Annotated in this window: 17 protein-coding genes; 8 read left to right on the forward strand and 9 right to left on the reverse strand. The window is 55.7% G+C overall.

The window, feature by feature from the left end:
- From ABWV47_RS14390 to ABWV47_RS14405, 4 genes are all read left to right on the forward strand, one after another.
- The gene (locus tag ABWV47_RS14390; protein WP_353312991.1) at positions 1-468 is read left to right on the forward strand and encodes an FAS1-like dehydratase domain-containing protein; all 468 of its coding nucleotides are present in this window, start codon (positions 1-3) and stop codon (positions 466-468) included.
- An 18-nt stretch (positions 469-486) separates the two neighbouring features.
- Entirely contained in the window at positions 487-900 is a 414-nt protein-coding gene (locus ABWV47_RS14395) for a MaoC family dehydratase (protein ID WP_353313886.1), read from the forward strand.
- A gap of 108 nt (positions 901-1,008) precedes the next feature.
- Complete coding sequence (locus ABWV47_RS14400; protein WP_353312993.1) at positions 1,009-2,157, forward strand: acyl-CoA dehydrogenase family protein; 1,149 nt, start codon at positions 1,009-1,011, stop codon at positions 2,155-2,157.
- 108 nt (positions 2,158-2,265) lie between these two features.
- Positions 2,266-3,369, forward strand: a complete 1,104-nt coding sequence (locus ABWV47_RS14405) for a CaiB/BaiF CoA transferase family protein (protein ID WP_353312995.1) — start codon at positions 2,266-2,268, stop codon at positions 3,367-3,369.
- Between the two features lie 78 nt (positions 3,370-3,447).
- Here the strand turns inward: ABWV47_RS14405 and hemE are convergent, their stop codons facing one another.
- Entirely contained in the window at positions 3,448-4,479 is a 1,032-nt protein-coding gene (gene hemE, locus ABWV47_RS14410) for a uroporphyrinogen decarboxylase (RefSeq protein ID WP_353312997.1), read from the reverse strand.
- A gap of 103 nt (positions 4,480-4,582) precedes the next feature.
- Here hemE and hemC point away from each other — a divergent pair, with 103 nt between their 5' ends.
- Positions 4,583-5,548, forward strand: coding sequence for a hydroxymethylbilane synthase (gene hemC, locus ABWV47_RS14415; protein ID WP_353312999.1), 966 nt, complete (start codon positions 4,583-4,585; stop codon positions 5,546-5,548).
- A gap of 98 nt (positions 5,549-5,646) precedes the next feature.
- Positions 5,647-6,213 (forward strand): hypothetical protein, encoded by a 567-nt coding sequence (locus ABWV47_RS14420; protein ID WP_353313001.1) that lies wholly within the window; start codon positions 5,647-5,649, stop codon positions 6,211-6,213.
- A 55-nt stretch (positions 6,214-6,268) separates the two neighbouring features.
- Here ABWV47_RS14420 and hemF read toward each other — a convergent pair whose 3' ends face one another.
- The 4 genes from hemF to clpS form a co-directional block, all read right to left on the reverse strand.
- A complete protein-coding gene (hemF, locus tag ABWV47_RS14425) occupies positions 6,269-7,162 on the reverse strand; it encodes an oxygen-dependent coproporphyrinogen oxidase (protein WP_353313003.1) in 894 nt (297 codons plus the stop codon).
- Positions 7,163-7,244: 82 nt separating this feature from the next.
- A complete protein-coding gene (locus tag ABWV47_RS14430) occupies positions 7,245-8,045 on the reverse strand; it encodes an SDR family NAD(P)-dependent oxidoreductase (RefSeq protein WP_353313005.1) in 801 nt (266 codons plus the stop codon).
- A gap of 44 nt (positions 8,046-8,089) precedes the next feature.
- Positions 8,090-9,073, reverse strand: a complete 984-nt coding sequence (locus ABWV47_RS14435; RefSeq protein ID WP_353313007.1) for a class I SAM-dependent methyltransferase — start codon at positions 9,071-9,073, stop codon at positions 8,090-8,092.
- 28 nt (positions 9,074-9,101) lie between these two features.
- A complete protein-coding gene (clpS, locus tag ABWV47_RS14440; protein WP_502959716.1) occupies positions 9,102-9,419 on the reverse strand; it encodes an ATP-dependent Clp protease adapter ClpS in 318 nt (105 codons plus the stop codon).
- 108 nt (positions 9,420-9,527) lie between these two features.
- Between clpS and ABWV47_RS14445 the strand changes: the two genes are divergently transcribed.
- Both ABWV47_RS14445 and ABWV47_RS14450 read left to right on the forward strand, forming a co-directional pair.
- Entirely contained in the window at positions 9,528-10,229 is a 702-nt protein-coding gene (locus tag ABWV47_RS14445; protein WP_353313011.1) for an HAD family hydrolase, read from the forward strand.
- Positions 10,230-10,464: 235 nt separating this feature from the next.
- Positions 10,465-11,805 carry a D-alanyl-D-alanine carboxypeptidase family protein gene (locus ABWV47_RS14450; protein ID WP_353313888.1) on the forward strand — a complete coding sequence of 447 codons (1,341 nt, stop codon included), beginning with the start codon at positions 10,465-10,467 and terminating at the stop codon, positions 11,803-11,805.
- 84 nt (positions 11,806-11,889) lie between these two features.
- On the opposite strand, the gene ccoS is transcribed toward ABWV47_RS14450, so the two are convergent.
- Genes ccoS through ccoG form a run of 4 tightly spaced genes read right to left on the reverse strand, consistent with a single transcriptional unit; the run spans position 11,890 to position 16,143 of the window.
- Positions 11,890-12,048: a cbb3-type cytochrome oxidase assembly protein CcoS gene (ccoS, locus tag ABWV47_RS14455; protein ID WP_353313013.1), complete on the reverse strand. Its 159-nt coding sequence runs from the start codon at positions 12,046-12,048 to the stop codon at positions 11,890-11,892.
- A gap of 4 nt (positions 12,049-12,052) precedes the next feature.
- On the reverse strand, positions 12,053-14,242 hold the full coding sequence (locus ABWV47_RS14460; RefSeq protein ID WP_353313015.1) for a heavy metal translocating P-type ATPase: 2,190 nt from the start codon (positions 14,240-14,242) through the stop codon (positions 12,053-12,055).
- A gap of 3 nt (positions 14,243-14,245) precedes the next feature.
- The gene (locus tag ABWV47_RS14465) at positions 14,246-14,719 is read right to left on the reverse strand and encodes a FixH family protein (RefSeq protein WP_353313890.1); all 474 of its coding nucleotides are present in this window, start codon (positions 14,717-14,719) and stop codon (positions 14,246-14,248) included.
- Positions 14,719-16,143 carry a cytochrome c oxidase accessory protein CcoG gene (ccoG, locus tag ABWV47_RS14470; protein ID WP_353313017.1) on the reverse strand — a complete coding sequence of 475 codons (1,425 nt, stop codon included), beginning with the start codon at positions 16,141-16,143 and terminating at the stop codon, positions 14,719-14,721. Before ccoG ends, ABWV47_RS14465 begins: the two co-directional genes overlap by 1 nt.
- Positions 16,144-16,238: the final 95 nt, after the last annotated feature.

The following is a 16,238-nucleotide window of genomic DNA, read 5'->3' on the forward strand; positions in this document are numbered from 1 at the left end:
ATGGGTATTTTTGACCGCACAACCAAAGGCCACGTGACCCCAGCTGTCGCCGTCACGTTGGAACATGGCGCACTGGCGTTTTTTGCCGAAACCATTGGCGAAAGTGACCCGATCTACTTTGACACACAGGCCGCAGTGGCGGCAGGTCATCCCGACATCCTTGCACCAGCCACCTATGCCGTGGCGATTGGCGCCTTTGCAGGCCAGCAGGCTTTGCGCCAAGGCCTGCCCGACATCATAGATCTGATCAAAGCGGATCTGCGGGTCCTGCTGCATGGCACTGAGGCCTACACCTACCACGGCCCGATGTTTGCCGGGGACACCGTGCTGGTCGAGAACGAGATCACCGATTTCACCGATGCCAAAGGCGGCAAACTGGAAATCGCCCATGTCACCACCCGCATCAGCCACGCAGAACGCGGCCCGCGCGTCACCGCCACGCGTGCCATGATCCATCGTCTGGGCTAGGGGAGAGAAACTTTGACTGTGACACCCCAAACAGCCGACATCGGCGACACGCTTCCCCCGCTCACTTTCGGGCCAATCACACGCAGCACACTTGCGCTCTATGCCGGGGCCTCCGGCGATCACAACCCGATCCACATCGACATCGATTTTGCCCATCAGGCGGGGATGGACGATGTCTTTGCCCATGGCATGCTGTCCATGGCGCAACTTGGGCGTGTTGCGGTCAACTGGGCGGGCCAATCTCGCCTACAAAGCTTGTCGTGCCGTTTCACCGCCATCACCCCGGTGGGCGCCACCCTCACCTGCACCGGCGCAGTGATTGATCGTGTGGAGGACAAAGGCCAAATCACGCTTACCGTGAAACTCGCCGCCCACATCGACGATGGCACCCAAACCCTGCGCGGCGAAGCCCAAATCTGCGGCACGCCCTAACTCCTTTGCCCCGGCATCGCCGGGGCGCGCCCGACCCTCCCCACGGGAGGGCGCTTCGCACCCACCCAGGGTCGCCCGCGCCCCTCGTGTCTGACAAGGAACAGCCAAATGCCCAATCACATGTGGATGACCGAAGACCACACCGCCTTCTCCGACACCGTCAAACGCTTCTTTGATGAAGAGGTCACCCCCAACAAAGACGCTTGGACCGAGGCGGGTGTTATCCCCAAATCGCTGTGGCAAAAGGCCGGTGCACTTGGCATTCTTGGTGCCACTTTCCCCGAAGAACACGGCGGCCTCGGTCTGTCGCGCCACTTTGATGCGGTGACATTTCTAGAGCAAACCAAAGCGGGCGACAGCGGCTGGGGCGTCTCGGTGCACAACATCGCTGCGCATTACATCACGTCCTTTGGCACCGAAGAACAAAAAGCCCGTTGGCTGCCGGATCTGGCGACAGGCGATAAAATCGCCGCGATCGCCATGACCGAACCCGGCACCGGCTCTGACCTGCAAGCGGTCAAGACCACGGCCATCCGCAATGGCAACGAATATCTCATCAATGGCTCAAAAACCTTCATCACCAACGGCGCCACCGCCGATCTCATTGTGCTGGTCGCCAAAACCGACCCCACGGCCAAAGGCCGCGGTGTGTCGCTGATCGTGGTGGACACCAAAGACCTCGAAGGCTTCGCTGTGGGCCGCCGACTCAAGAAAATGGGTATGAAGCGCAACGACACCGCTGAGCTCTCCTTCACCGATGTGCGTGTGCCGCTCACCAACCTGATTGGCACAGAAGAAGGCCAAGGTTTCATTCAACTGATGCAGCAACTGCCGTGGGAGCGTTTGATCCTTGGCTACATGGCCCTTGGTGCATCGCAATGCGCGCTGGAGCACACGTTGGCTTATGTGAAAGAGCGCAAAGCCTTTGGTCAAAGGGTGATGGATTTCCAAAACACCCGCTTCAAGCTGGCCGAATGCGCCACCAAAATTGAACTGCTCGCGGCGTTTTGTGATCAATGTTTGGCCGAACTCGACGCCGGTCAGCTCACCGCAGAGAAAGCCGCCATGGCCAAATGGTGGGGCACCCAAACCCAATGCGAAATTGTCGACGAATGTCTGCAGCTGCACGGCGGCTATGGCTACATGTCCGAATATCCCATCAGCGAGCTCTACACCGATGCACGTGTGCAAAAAATCTACGGCGGCACCAATGAAATCATGAAAGAAGTGATTGCCCGGTCCTTGGACATCGACTGATGGGGCACGACAACAGACAAAGCGCGCGCGTGTTGGGCAAGCAACAATGGCCTTTCGCACTTAGCCCGCCACGCCCCGTTGGCGTCTGATCAGAATATGGAGAAAACCATGCTGCACGGCACACGCGTTATCGAAATCGAAGGCCTCGGCCCCGGCCCTTTCGCCGCCATGCATTTGGCCGACCTTGGTGCAGATGTCATCACCATCCACCGCAAAGGCGGCAGCAGCATCACCGCCGACCAAAGCGTGCTGGATCGTGGCAAACGCTCCATTGCACTTGACCTCAAAGACCCCGCCGATCTGGACACCGCGAAACAACTCATCGCCACGGCCGACGCATTGATCGAAGGCTTCCGCCCCGGTGTGATGGAACGCCTCGGACTTGGGCCCGCCGAGTGTCACGCTGAGAACCCGACGTTGGTCTATGGCCGCATGACGGGCTGGGGCCAATCTGGTCCGCGTGCCGACACGGCCGGGCATGATCTCAACTACATCGCCCAATCTGGCGCACTTTGGTACGCCTCTGAGCCCGGCTCCCCCCCGATCAGCCCGGCCACGCTGGTCGGAGACATCGGCGGTGGCGCGCTGTATCTCGTCATCGGCATTCTGTCGGGCATCCTCAACGCCCGTGCCACGGGACATGGCACCGTGGTCGACGCCGCCATCGTCGACGGTTCCGCCCATATGATGGCGCTGTTGATGGCGCTGCGCCAAGCCGGCGGCCTCTCGATGGAGCGCGGCCACAGCCTGCTGGATGGCCCCCATTGGTCACGAAGCTACGCCTGCGCTGATGGCGGGTTTGTTTCCGTGCAATGTCTGGAGCCTCAATTCTATGCAAGTTTCCTTGCAAAGCTGAACTTCTCCGATGACCCCGAATTTGCCAAACAACATGACCGCGCACTTTGGCCCAAACTCACCACCCGCCTCGCCGATCTGTTTCTCTCAGAGCCGCGCCAGCATTGGGATGATCTTTTCTCTGGCTCAGATGCCTGCGTCGCGGTTGTGCTTTCGCCCGAAGAAAGTGCGCAGTCCCCGCATATGTCCGCACGCCATGTCTGGCATCACACAAATGGCCATCTGCAACCCGCCCCCGCACCACGCTTTGAGGGACAGACGGCATCCATCAACCCCGCTCCCAAACGCGGACAGCACACCAAAGAGATTTTGGCCGAGCTTACGCAAAAATCGGCCCTGCAACGCGCGGTCCCTTAACGCAAAAGAGGCGCGCCGCAGGCGCACCTCTGTGAAACAGTCGCAATACCGACGCGATACCAACGTTCGAAATCGTGGTTAGCGACCCCGTACAGTGTCAATCATCAGCTTAACGTTTTCAGGATCCGCATCCGGTGTAATGCCGTGGCCAAGGTTGAAAATATGCGGTCCATTGCCCAATGCAGCCATAATTTTGCGGGTCTCATCGACCAAATCCTGACCTCCTGTCACCATATGTGACGACTTCAGGTTGCCCTGTACACAGCCATCAACCTGCACATTGGCCGCCGCCCATTCGGGCGTCACACCATCATCCAGCGCCACGCAATCCGCGCCGGTTGCTTTGGCAAACCCAACATAGCGTTCCCCGGCACCACGTGGGAATGCGATGATGGGTGTGTCTGGATGCCGAGCCTTAAGCTCGGAAATGATTTTCTTTGTGGGCTCAAGTGCATAGCGGTCAAAATCCGCCCCTTTCAGCGACCCGGCCCAACTGTCAAACAGCTTCACAACCTCGGCGCCTGCCTCGATTTGCTTGGACAGATAATCCACAGTTCCCTCGACCAGACGGTCAATGATGGCACCAAACAGCTCTGGGTTTTCGTCCTTTAGCTTATGCGCGGGTCCTTGATCTGGCGTGCCACGGCCCGCCACCATATAGGTCGCAACCGTCCAAGGCGCGCCGGCAAACCCGATCAACGTGGTCTCCTTTGGCAGCTCCTGACGCAAAATGCGGACGGTTTCATAAATCGGGTTCAACGTTTCATGAATCGCGCTCGCGGCATTAAGCTTGTCAAAGTCCGCTTGTGTTTCAATGGTGGAAAGCCGCGGCCCCTCACCAGTCACAAACCACAAATCCGCCCCCAACGCCTGCGGCAACAACAGAATGTCGGCAAATAAAATAGACGCGTCAAATCCGTAACGCCGGATAGGTTGCAGCGTCACTTCAGCCGCTAATTTGCTGTTATAACAAAGACTTAGAAAGTCTCCCGCTTGCGCACGCGTGGCGCGATACTCGGGCAGGTAGCGACCGGCCTGTCGCATCATCCAGATTGGCGGCGTTTCCAATGTTTCGCCTGCCAGCGCCCGCAAGATCGTCTTCTCGGCCATGCCTGTCCCCTCAAGTGTTGCGTGTTTGTGGTCTGGCAACAGCGACAAGAAGTCAAGACCACAGCGCTTGTCAGGACACCCTGTCGCGGCTATCCCTGCGGGCATGAGACTGACTTTGCCCAATCCCGACTCGACGCTGAAAATTGGCACCCGTGGTTCCCCGCTTGCGCTTGCTCAAGCCTTTGAAACCCGTCGCAGACTGATGAAAGCCTTCGATCGCGACGAGGAATCCTTTGAGATCGTGGTCATCACAACCTCTGGGGACAATGCACAGCTCATCGCCAAGGACAAACCGCTTAAAGAGCTCGGTGGTAAGGGCCTTTTCACCAAGGAGATCGAAGAAGCGCTTGTTGCCGGGCGCATTGACATAGCGGTTCACTCCATGAAGGACATGCCCGTGGCACAGCCTGAGGGCCTCCTGTTGGATACCTACTTGCCCCGCGAAGACACACGCGACGCCTTTGTTTCACCAAACCACACCTCTTTGGCCGATCTGCCTGAAGGGGCTGTTGTCGGCACGTCAAGCCTACGTCGTCGGTCCCAACTGTTGAATTATCGCAACGACCTCAAAGTTGTAGAGTTTCGTGGAAACGTACAGACTCGCCTCAAAAAGCTGTCAGACAACGTGGCAGACTGCACCTTCCTTGCGATGGCAGGCCTAAATCGCTTGAATATGGCGCATGTCGCAACAACGGCCATTGAACCTGAAGACATGCTGCCAGCGGTTGCTCAAGGCGCCATCGGAATTGAACGGCGTGCATCAGATATGAACACTGCTGCGCTACTCGAAGCCCTGCACGACACGCCAACCAGTCAACGTCTGGCAGCAGAGCGGGCGTTCCTTGCGGCGCTGGACGGTTCTTGCGAAACACCAATAGCCGCCCTAGCGGAACTCGACGGCACTACCCTCCGGTTGCGCGGTGAGGTTCTTCGTCCAGATGGCTCAGAAAGCCTTAAGGATGACACATCCGCTGCCGTGGAAGACGGCGCTGAGCTCGGAAAAGCCATGGCAGCCAAATTGTTAGCTCAAGGTGGTGTGGGTTTTTTTGACTGGCGAAACCAAGGCTAACCCGAGGTTAGGTTCCTTTTAACAGCGCCATTGCTTCCACGATTTTGCCATGTTTTGAAACGATCCTGTTCTCGTGAGCGACACAGAGGACAGATCTCATGACCCCTTTGGCCCAAAGTGGCACTATTGACGTAGACAGCTGGGACACGCTGCAATCCACCCCGATGGACACCGGCCTTTGCGTGCGCGAAACGGATGGTGAGTTCCGCCACAACAACAACACCGAAACGGTGCTCCGTTTTGTGGGTGTCCTATTTATCCTAAGCGCCTTTGTGCAATGGAGTTTCCCAGACGCAAATTTTGTGGGAGATCCGATGCTATCAAAGACGTTGCTGTCTGTTGCTTTCGCCCTCATCGGCATGGCGGCTTATCGCTTTGCTATCAAAGGCCACCGCGCCGAGATCCGATTTGATTCAAAGTCCAAGTCTATCGAAATCGCGGCCCTCAACCGACGTGATCGGACAAAGGGAAAACGCAGCCTGAAACTCAATGAAATCAAGAGTATCTATGTGCGCCGCGCAGACATGCCACAGGGCAAAGCAGCGCTTCGCATACGTCTAAAAAGTTGTTCGAAAGAAATCACGGCCATCCGCGGCAGTCTCGCGGAAATCGAGGCGGCCCACGCAGTTCTTTGCAGCAACATCCGGCACGGGAACCGCGCCTAGCCACTGGCCTGCCTCAGCTTGCTCAAAGACACGCGGTTTCTGCGGTTTTGTCGCGTCACACCCATTTTGCCATTGGGGGCAGGCTCATCAGCACAGCATTGGCATCATGCCCTGTCTCGAGGCCAAACTTGGTACCGCGATCATAGACCAAATTGTACTCAGCATAGAGACCGCGGTGCTGCAACTGTGCGTCTTTCTCGGCATCCCCGAAAGCCTCGCCCCGCCGTTTCTCCACCAGCGGCACAAAGGCCGGAAGAAACGCGCGGCCTATTTCCTGAATAAATGCAAAATCTGAGGCCCAATCTCCGGTGTTGTGATCGTCCAAAAATATGCCGCCAACACCCCGTGCACGGTTGCGGTGAGGAATGTAGAAATACTCGTCCGCCCAAGCCTTTAGCCGAGGGTACTGCGTGTCATCATACCTGTCGCAATGTGTCTTCTGAACAGCGTGAAAATGGGCTGTATCCTCATCATACTCCAAGCAGGGATTCAAATCCGAACCACCACCAAACCACCACCCATGCGGTGTCCAAAACATCCGCGTGTTCATATGTACAGCTGGGCAGTGGGGGTTTTGCATATGCGCCACAAGGCTGATGCCCGCAGCCCAGAACCGGGGATCATCCTTCATGCCCGGCAAGCCCTTGCGCGCCGCCATGGCCACCTGAGCGCGCTCACTCAATTGACCATATACCGTGGACACATTTACACCCACTTTCTCAAACACCCGTCCGCCGCGCATCACCGACATTAGGCCGCCACCCGCATCAGATCCGTCCGCGCTTGCGCGCGTGGTCTTGCTGACTTCAAATTGTCCTATCGGTTGGTCTGAAAAAGGTCCTGTGGTGTGGCTTGCTTCAAGACCTTCAAAAGTCGTGACAATCTCGTCGCGCAAACAGCGAAACCACGCGCTGGCCGTTTGCTTTTCGCTGTCCATCTGTCCGCTCATCTCAGCCTCCACAAGTGTTCGGTGGGGGCCTATCATCAGCTGCCAGTGCAGACCAGATGCTCGCCCCCGCCAAAGTGCCGCATCAATGGGCGGGCGTACTAACCGTATCCAGCAAAGAGCGGCCGCCGTCCACAGTCACAATTTGCCCTGTCATAAAGCCAGAGGCCTCCGAAGAAAGGAACTGAACTGCATCCGCAAGCTCGCCAGGAGAGGCAATGCGACCCAACGGTGTGTGTTGCTCAATCTCATTTCGGCAGTCGTGATTGTCTTTCAGCGCAGTCTGAAGGCTGGCCGACATGACTGACCCAATCGCCACTGCATTCACGCGAATACGTTCTGGTGCCAAGGCAACGGCCATGGCACGCGTCATTTGATCCAAAGCCGCTGTGGCGATCGAATATCCCAGCAAATCAGGTTGCGATCTCTGCGCGGCAATCGAGGAAAGATTCACAATGGCCCCAGCCGCGCCGTCTTCTTTACCGTCGGCCTGTTTGATCATGCGCTTTGCGACCATCTGACTGAGCTTGAGAGAGGTCATCAGGTTTTGCTGCAGCATGAGTTCAACAGAGGCATCATCGGGGTTGAGTGGATCGCTGGTTGTCACCTGACGACAGCCATTGATGAGGATATCGACCTGCTCAAACGCATCAATTGTAGCAGAGATCAAGTTTTTGATGGTCAGCTTTTCGCGCAAATCTCCGGCGAAATAGCGCACGTTGCCGTCTTCCGGACGCTCACCAAACTCCGCGCATAGGCTTTTTTCGTCCATGTCCGCGAACATGACATTGGCACCGTGCTCGACAAAATGCCGACCAATTGCCAAACCGATACCATTGGCAGACCCGGTGATAATGGCAGTCTTACCTGCGATTGAAAATGACATCTACGATCCCCATCACGCTGTCAGAATAGCCCATATGTGCAGTTTCACCTACGAACACGAGTTGGGCGCTGTGCATGCAATACCTTGAAACGGGTGTCACCGCCAACATCTTCCACCTCTTGGAAAGACTCACGCAACGTCGCCTCATACGGCAAGTGTCGGTTGGCCACCATCCAAAGGTGCCCGGACGGTGCCATCATTTTGGCCGCAGCTGTAATGAAGGCTTTGCCCAGATCCGGGTCCGCTTTGCGGCCGGTATGAAACGGTGGGTTCATGACGACAGTTTCAACGCGATGACCCGGTTTGAAGTTTGTGGCATCTGCCCAATGAAACTGAGCGCGTTTGTCCTGAACATTCACCTCGGCACAACTCAGAGCCACGTGATCAGCTTCGACCAAATGCAAAACCTCAACTCCGTCACGCTCTAAGACACGTTTGGAAAGATACCCCCAACCCGCACCCAAATCAGCTACGACACGCCCTAACTTTGCGGGTAATACCTCCGCCAACATTTCAGATGCCGGATCAACCGCGTCTGCACTGAAGACTCCAGGGCGGGTTTCGAAACCACCTTCGATTTGAGTGGCAGGGCCCGCCTGCCAATCAGAGAAATCACCGCCGGAAAACCAAAACAAGCGCCCGTGTGATTTCGCAAAACTTCCCAAAATCTCACCACGCTTGCGGCATTCTTTGAAAAGACTATCGACACCATCCGTCTTTTGGCCATCAACGATGACCAGGTCAGCGCACTTTACGGCACGCGCAATCAGATCGCGCGCTTGCTCTTTGGCGCGTGGCAACACAACAATCGCTGTAGTGTAGAGCCCCTCCTCAACCACTTTGACGTTGTAACCAGCGCCTTCATAGGCGTCATACACCGGCTTTAGCGGTTGAATGATATCACATTGCTCCCGAGAAACGGCGTGCACGTCATATCCGACATACGGAGCAAAAATGGCCACCCGTGCATCGGACGGGAGGTTCAGGCCGTGCTCTTGAACGGCCAAAGACAATCTATTTTGAGACATAGCTCTTAGGTCGACCAGCCTGAGCCGGTCACTCCTTCTCCATGGTGCATTGCAAAGGATGTTGGTGTCGCTGAGCCAGATCCATCACTTGCGTGACTTTGGTTTCCGCAATTTCATGGCTGAAAACACCTACGACAGCCACTCCCTTCTTGTGCACCGTCAGCATGATTTCAAAGGCCTGCGCATGGGTCATAGCAAAGAAACGCTCCAGCACATGAACAACAAACTCCATCGGCGTATAGTCATCATTCAAAAGCAACACTTTATAAAGCGGAGGCTTTTTCGTGCGCACACGGGTTTCGAGCGCGACACCAAGGTCACCCCCGTCGTCATCACCCATGGACATCTGTACGTTCGAAAATGGCATAGTCACGAGAATCCGGTCTGTGGTTTCGTGTTTATATAACCTGAAGTTGGCTTTAGAAAAGAGGTCTGGAACAATCGGATCTTTTTCATGCCCAAATTGCTGACCACAATCGCCTTTGATGCGGACGATACCCTTTGGCATACGGAGCGCTTCTTTCGACTAACCCAAGTGCGTTTCGCGGACCTTTTGTCGGATTTCGCCGACCCTGAACACCTCGAAGATCGCTTGCTTGCTGCCGAACGCCGCAACGTCGGACATTACGGCTTCGGAGTGAAGGGGTTTGTATTGTCTATGATTGAAACCGCCATTGAAGTAACCGAAGAAAGAGTTCCGGCGTCAGTCATCGCCGAACTCATGTCCTGTGGTCGAGATATGCTGGAACACCCGATCGATTTACTGCCTGACGTGCAGCAAGTGGTTGAAGCTCTTGCCAGTTCATACAGGCTCATTTTGATCACCAAAGGTGATCTTCTGGATCAGGAACGTAAGCTTGCGCAATCAGGGCTTGGTGATTTGTTTGATTGGATCGAAATCGTGAGCCACAAGACGGAGGACGTCTACGCGCGCACATTTGCACGATACGCAGACGGGGCTGACAGAGCGATGATGATCGGGGATTCTCTGCGCTCAGACGTTGTACCCGCATTGGACGCTGGAAGCTGGGCCGCACACATACCAAATGGCGAGCCATGGGCATTGGAGACCGCTGAGATTCCTCAAAACAACAAGAGATTTGTGGCGCTTTCGTCACTATCAGAAGTTTTACCGATTATTGACAGCGTGGGCTAACGCCATAAAACGACAGCTTTAGGGGATTGGCTTTTGGGAGGCACAACATCTTCCAACGCGATTGAACGGGCGCGAAAGCTGCTAGAAACATTCGCTTTATTCGATGCGGGCCCTGTGCTAGCCTGACCTCAATAATAAAGGTCAGACCGAAAAATCGGCGACCAGAGGCAGACAAAGGGCAGTTCAAGTGAAGGTGCGGCACATACAGCCGGCCCGTTTCGGGCTATTTTTGACAATGCTTGCATTCTGTGTGGCAATGGCGCCGATGGCGACCACTGCGGCGCCCTATGCAGCTATGGTGGTGGACGCTCGGGACGGAAAAGTTCTGCACAGTCGCAACGCCGACACCCGTCTTCATCCGGCGTCTTTGACCAAGATGATGACTCTCTACATCGCTTTTGAGGCCGTGGAGAACGGCGAGATTAGTCTAGACACCAAGGTCAAAATTTCCAAAAATGCGGCGGCCGAACCTCCCTCGAAGCTCGGACTTCAATCAGGACAACGGATTGCCTTCCGCTATCTTATCCGTGCTGCCGCAGTAAAGTCTGCAAACGATGCTGCCACTGCGATCGGAGAGGCTATCGAAGGGTCAGAGGCGGCCTTTGCCCGCCGAATGAATCGCACAGCAAAAGCACTCGGCATGTCCAATACAACATTCAAGAATGCCCATGGGCTGACGGAAAGCGGCCACATGTCCACCGCACGAGACATGACCACACTTGGACGCCACGTGCTTTACGACTACCCCGAATACTACAATTTGTTCTCTCGCCGCTCTACAAGCGCGGGAATTAAGACTGTCAACAACACCAACCGGCGCTTGCTTGCTGCCTACCGTGGCGCAGATGGGATCAAAACCGGATATACTCGTGCTGCTGGCTTCAACCTTGTGGCGTCCGCCGAGCGTGGCAACAAACGAGTGATCGCGACCGTTTTTGGGGGGCGCTCCACAGCGACTCGCAACGCAAAAGTGGCCGAGCTTCTGGATCTCGGCTTTGGCAGATCTGCGACACGTGTCGCTCTGCGCAAACCCGCACTTCCAGGATATCAAGGCAGCAACAAAGCAACGGGAAAAACCATTCGCGTCACTACTGCAGTCAAGAAGTCTCTGCGCCCAAGATTGCGCCCTTCGCAGACCGCCGAAGCGCAACCATCCGTGGTGGCTGGAGCCGCCATTGCCGAAGCCTCTGTTGTCGCAAGTGCAGAGCTTATCGAACATGACATTCAATCTGCCCTTTTACAGGCACAAGATGATGGCAGTATCACTCTCGCCAGCCATCAGGAAGAGGCAACACCGCCCCCCCAGCCCAAAGTGGTCACCCGCATTTCAACCGCGGGCGGTCGCCATTGGGGGATCAACGTGGGTCGATACAACAGCCGCTATGCAGCCGAAAAAATGCTCTTAAAGACTGCGCTCGCTGAGATGGCGACGCTTGACGGAAGCTTACGCAAAGTCGTGAAAAATTCGCGTGGATTTGAAGCTAACTTTATGGGGCTCTCCAAAGACACCGCCGATCTCGCCTGTCGCCGTCTACAGGCACGCCAAATCACGTGTTATACATTGGGGCCCGGCTGATAGGTTTCCCAGCGAAGTTAGATACAAACGCCTTCCCCTGACATCAGCGGAAGGCGTTTTTCATTTGAACCCGTGCCCGCTATATTACGATTTGGGTTTGTCATCGTATTGCCCAGACAAAATGCGATGCGCATTTCCTTCGGGATCATCATATTGGTTTGACCGCACCGTATACAGAAATGCTGCGAGGCCCACACCGCCCAACAAGAGCGAAACCGGTATCAAGTAAGACAGAACTTGCATCTCATTACCTCAGGCGCAACGCGTTTAGCGACACTGTAATCGACGACAGTGACATCGCCAATGCCGCAATCAAAGGCGTCGCCAATCCAGCCACGGCCAAGGGAACAGCAACGATGTTATATATCGTGGCGATACGGAAGTTTTCACGGATGCGTCCTGTTGCACTTTGCGCCGTCTCGATCGCCATCGGGATCGGTGACAAATCTCCACCCAGCAGCACGATATCGGAGGCCACGCGCGCGGCATCCAAGGCCGATGCCGGAGAAATGGACACATGCGCCGCGGCCAATGCTGCCGTATCGTTAAGTCCATCGCCAACCATCAAAACATACCGGCCTTTCTCAGAAAGTGCCTGAATGCGCTTTGCTTTGTCTTCGGGAAGCGCTTCTGCTTCCCAATTTGCTATGCCCAGTTTCTCAGCCAAAGCCCGTACCGCATCAGAGCTGTCCCCAGAGATCAAGACAATGTCTTTGCCGCCTTCACGTAAAGCCGTCACGGCCTCTTCAGCACCAGCCCGCAGTGAATCTTCAAACACGAAGCCCTCTGAAACCTTACCCGCTATGCTAAGGTAGGCTGCTGTTGAGCCTTCATTTGATGCGCCAACCCAGCTGGCACGCCCCAGTCGTACCAGATCGCCATTGTATAGGCCTTGCGTACCATATCCGGGCACCTCTTGCAGCTTCTGCACCGCCGCAGGCTCCACCCCAGCCATTTGTGCCGCTTGGGTCAGGGCCACGCTCAAAGGGTGTGCAGACACCCGTGATAGAGCCAGTGCGATGGACAAGGTTTCTGAATCAAACGCGTCGAGATTGATAAGCTTTGGCGTCCCAGCCGTCAGCGTGCCCGTCTTGTCAAACACCACGGTGTCCACCTGGGCCATGCGTTCAAGCGCAGTACTGTGTTTGACAAGCATACCTTTACGAAACAAGCGACCAGAAGCGGCCGTCGTCACGGCTGGCACCGCCAATCCCAGTGCACAGGGACAGGTGATGATCAATACTGCCGCTGCAATATTGAGTGCTGTGCGCACATCGAAGGTATAAAGGTACCAGCCGACAAAACTCAGCGCAGACAGGATATGCACACCGGGAGCATAGAGCTTGGCTGCCTTATCCGCCAAAGACGTGTAGTTGGATCGACCAGATTCAGCCACAGCCACCAGATCCGCCATACGATGCAGACTGGTTTGTTCACCTACCGCACTAGCGCGGATCATCAGCGGGCCGGTCAAATTTACTTCGCCAGCGCTCACAGTCTGACCAGGCTCTGCAAAGACGGGCAAAGTTTCTCCAGTCAGCAACGAGCGATCCAGCTCTGATTGCCCCTCTAGAATCTCACCATCCACTGGCATGCGCCCGCCGGGGCGCACCAAGATCACGTCACCGACCTGCAAATCTCGCACTGCGACGCTCTCTTCCCGCCCATTTACGACTCGAAACGCACGTGGCACCTCGAGAGCCGCCAGTTCCTCAGCAGCAGAGCGTGCGACCGCCCTTGTGCGGTGATCCAGATAGCGCCCGCCCAACAGGAAGAACACCAAAGTCAACGCAGCATCGAAGTAGGCATGCTCGCCGGATAGACTCGTTTCCCAAAGCGATGTGACAACGGCTAAAACAATGGCCAAGACAATCGGCACATCCATGTTCAAACGTCGGTGCTTTAGTGCACTCCAAGCATGAACAAAAAACGGCTTGCCGGAAAAAAGGATGGTCGGAAGAGCAATCGCCGCAGAAATCCAATGAAACAAATCACGTGTTGCAGCCTCAGCCCCGGACCAAACGGAGACCGACAAAAGCATCACATTCATCGAAGCAAAACCCGCCACCGCCAATCGCATCAACAGATCGCGCCCAGCCTTGTCATTTTGCGTCGCACTGAGCGTTCCGGCATCGAGCTCATGCGCCTCATATCCGACAGCCGCCAATACGGAGACCAAATCCGAGGCGGTGATTTCAGCCCCGGCTTCTACCGATGCGCGCTTAAGAGTCAGGTTGACCCGTGCGGACGTAACATTGGGATACGCCTCCAAAGCACGTTCAACCGTGGCAATGCAGGCGGCGCAATGCACACCCGGCACCGACAACGCGATACGGGCCTCCTGTTCTGTTTGCGCATGATCTGCCAAGGCCTGCGCCGCGGGAACGGCATCGCAGGCGGGACAGGCCGAGAGATGAGCGCGCGCCACAGCCGTCATCGGTCAACTTTTCTCGATTCGCAGCACAACCCGCTGCTCAAATGCCGTGCCATCAAGCGCCGTAGCCTTCATGCGAATGTTCCAGTTTCCCGGCTTTAGCTCTTCACGCGCGACATAAGCTTTGCCATCGAACTGAAAATCAGGCTCCCGATCGTCCTGAACATGGGTGGCCCTACCCAGCACCGCTTGTAAATTGCTCACTTGAACAGGGCGTCCGTCTACATCGATGATCGACAAGATCAGCAACCCGCCAGACGACTTCGCTGATACTGTCCAGCCCAAAGCCTCTTGCGCGTCCCGTCGCTGATCAAACTCCTGACTGGCCACGTAAGAATTCTTGACCTCAAGGCCCGGGAACGTTGCAACAGCCTGCCATGCCAATGTGATGTTCACGGCAATGATTACCCCAAACGCGCACACAAAAATCATCAAGAAGTGGAAGCCCGTGAATTTTTTCTCAGCTTGTTGTTCGGCCATCATTGGCCCTTTCCGTTAAAAATCGTGTCTTTGTGAACGCGATCTCCGTTTCCGGTGTCTTCGAACCAAAAACGGAAAGGCGATGTGTGACTTGTCGCGGGCACTGAGCCCGCAGGCGCGATCACATAGACCCGCTGTATTTTCATTTGATCTGCTTCGACCTCCACAGCTTCATAAGGCGTACCCTCAAGATGCACCCGCAAGGACGGATCGCCTTTGACTGAAATACGAAACATTCGATTTTCACCATGTTTGTTTCGCAGCCGGACCTCGTAGGTGTTGCGAATAGAACCGTCAGACAGGGTCACAAACGTCGGATTGCGAATGGGAGCCACTGTGGCCTCAATGTCTGAACGCATAAACAGCGCCACCACCAAGGCTATGCCTACCAGAGACCACAAGGAGGTGTACATGATGGTCCTTGGCCGAAAGATGTGTTTCCAAACGCCGCGCGGCGGCTCGCCAGATCGCTCGCGGTCCTCGTCAGATAGGGCCAGGTAGTCAATCAACCCACGCGGCTTACCGATCTTGTCCATGACATCATCGCAAGCATCGATACACAAACCACAGGTGATGCACTCCATCTGCTGACCATCGCGGATGTCGATCCCCACAGGGCATACATTCACACACGCCATACAGTCGATACAGTCTCCAAGCTCGCTGGTCTCACTCCGGCGCCCTTTGCCACGCGGCTCGCCCCGCCATTCACGGTATCCAATAGTGAGGGTATCCTCATCCATCATGGCCGCCTGAATCCGCGGCCACGGACAAGCATAGATGCAGATCTGCTCACGCGCGAAGCCGCCAAACAAGAAGGTGGTGAACGTTAAAATGGCGATCGTGGTGTAAGCCGCTGGATGTGCCGCCCCTGTAACAAGATTGACAGCCAAGGTGGGAGCATCCGCAAAATAGAACACCCAAGCACCACCGGTCGCCATGGCGATCACCATCCAAGTGACCCACTTTGTCGCCCGCAGGCGCACCTTGCGAAAATCCAAATTCTTTTGCCGATGAAGCCGTAGCCGGGCGTTGCGGTCGCCTTCAATCCAGCGTTCCACGAGTATGAAAAGATCCGTCCAAACGGTTTGTGGACAGGCATAGCCGCACCAAACCCGCCCCAAAGCAGAGGTAAACAGGAACAGTCCAAGACCTGCCATGATCAGCAAACCGGCCACGAAGTAGAATTCATGTGGCCAAATCTCAATCATGAAAAAGAAGAAACGGCGGTTTGCCATATCGATCAACACGGCTTGGTCGGGCAGGCTTGGCCCCCGATCCCACCGCAACCATGGCGTCAGGTAGTAGATTCCCAACGTAACTGCCATGATGATCCATTTCATATTGCGGAACGGACCGTACACGCGCTTTGGAAAAATTGGCTCTCGTGCCGCATAAAGAGAGGGGGCGGGGCTTTTGCTCACGGAATCACTCGTATGTTGGGAATAGAGTTTTTCTGTCTTGTCTCAGCCATAGGACGTCAAAACATTGACATGAGTCAAATGCCACATCTCCGAGT

Source organism: Shimia sp. NS0008-38b (assembly GCF_040370365.1).
GTDB lineage: Bacteria > Pseudomonadota > Alphaproteobacteria > Rhodobacterales > Rhodobacteraceae > Shimia.

Bases quoted from the DNA above. Each gene is read 5' to 3' on its own strand.
- ABWV47_RS14390 (WP_353312991.1), top strand. From the start codon at position 1: ATGGGTATTTTTGACCGCACAACCAAAGGCCACGTGACCCCAGCTGTC.
- ABWV47_RS14400 (WP_353312993.1), top strand. From the start codon at position 1,009: ATGCCCAATCACATGTGGATGACCGAAGACCACACCGCCTTCTCCGAC.
- ABWV47_RS14405 (WP_353312995.1), top strand. From the start codon at position 2,266: ATGCTGCACGGCACACGCGTTATCGAAATCGAAGGCCTCGGCCCCGGC.
- hemE (WP_353312997.1), bottom strand. From the start codon at position 4,479: ATGGCCGAGAAGACGATCTTGCGGGCGCTGGCAGGCGAAACATTGGAA.
- hemC (WP_353312999.1), top strand. From the start codon at position 4,583: ATGAGACTGACTTTGCCCAATCCCGACTCGACGCTGAAAATTGGCACC.
- ABWV47_RS14420 (WP_353313001.1), top strand. From the start codon at position 5,647: ATGACCCCTTTGGCCCAAAGTGGCACTATTGACGTAGACAGCTGGGAC.
- hemF (WP_353313003.1), bottom strand. From the start codon at position 7,162: ATGAGCGGACAGATGGACAGCGAAAAGCAAACGGCCAGCGCGTGGTTT.
- ABWV47_RS14430 (WP_353313005.1), bottom strand. From the start codon at position 8,045: ATGTCATTTTCAATCGCAGGTAAGACTGCCATTATCACCGGGTCTGCC.
- ABWV47_RS14435 (WP_353313007.1), bottom strand. From the start codon at position 9,073: ATGTCTCAAAATAGATTGTCTTTGGCCGTTCAAGAGCACGGCCTGAAC.
- clpS (WP_502959716.1), bottom strand. From the start codon at position 9,419: ATGTCCATGGGTGATGACGACGGGGGTGACCTTGGTGTCGCGCTCGAA.
- ABWV47_RS14445 (WP_353313011.1), top strand. From the start codon at position 9,528: ATGCCCAAATTGCTGACCACAATCGCCTTTGATGCGGACGATACCCTT.
- ABWV47_RS14450 (WP_353313888.1), top strand. From the start codon at position 10,465: ATGCTTGCATTCTGTGTGGCAATGGCGCCGATGGCGACCACTGCGGCG.
- ccoS (WP_353313013.1), bottom strand. From the start codon at position 12,048: ATGCAAGTTCTGTCTTACTTGATACCGGTTTCGCTCTTGTTGGGCGGT.
- ABWV47_RS14460 (WP_353313015.1), bottom strand. From the start codon at position 14,242: ATGACGGCTGTGGCGCGCGCTCATCTCTCGGCCTGTCCCGCCTGCGAT.
- ABWV47_RS14465 (WP_353313890.1), bottom strand. From the start codon at position 14,719: ATGGCCGAACAACAAGCTGAGAAAAAATTCACGGGCTTCCACTTCTTG.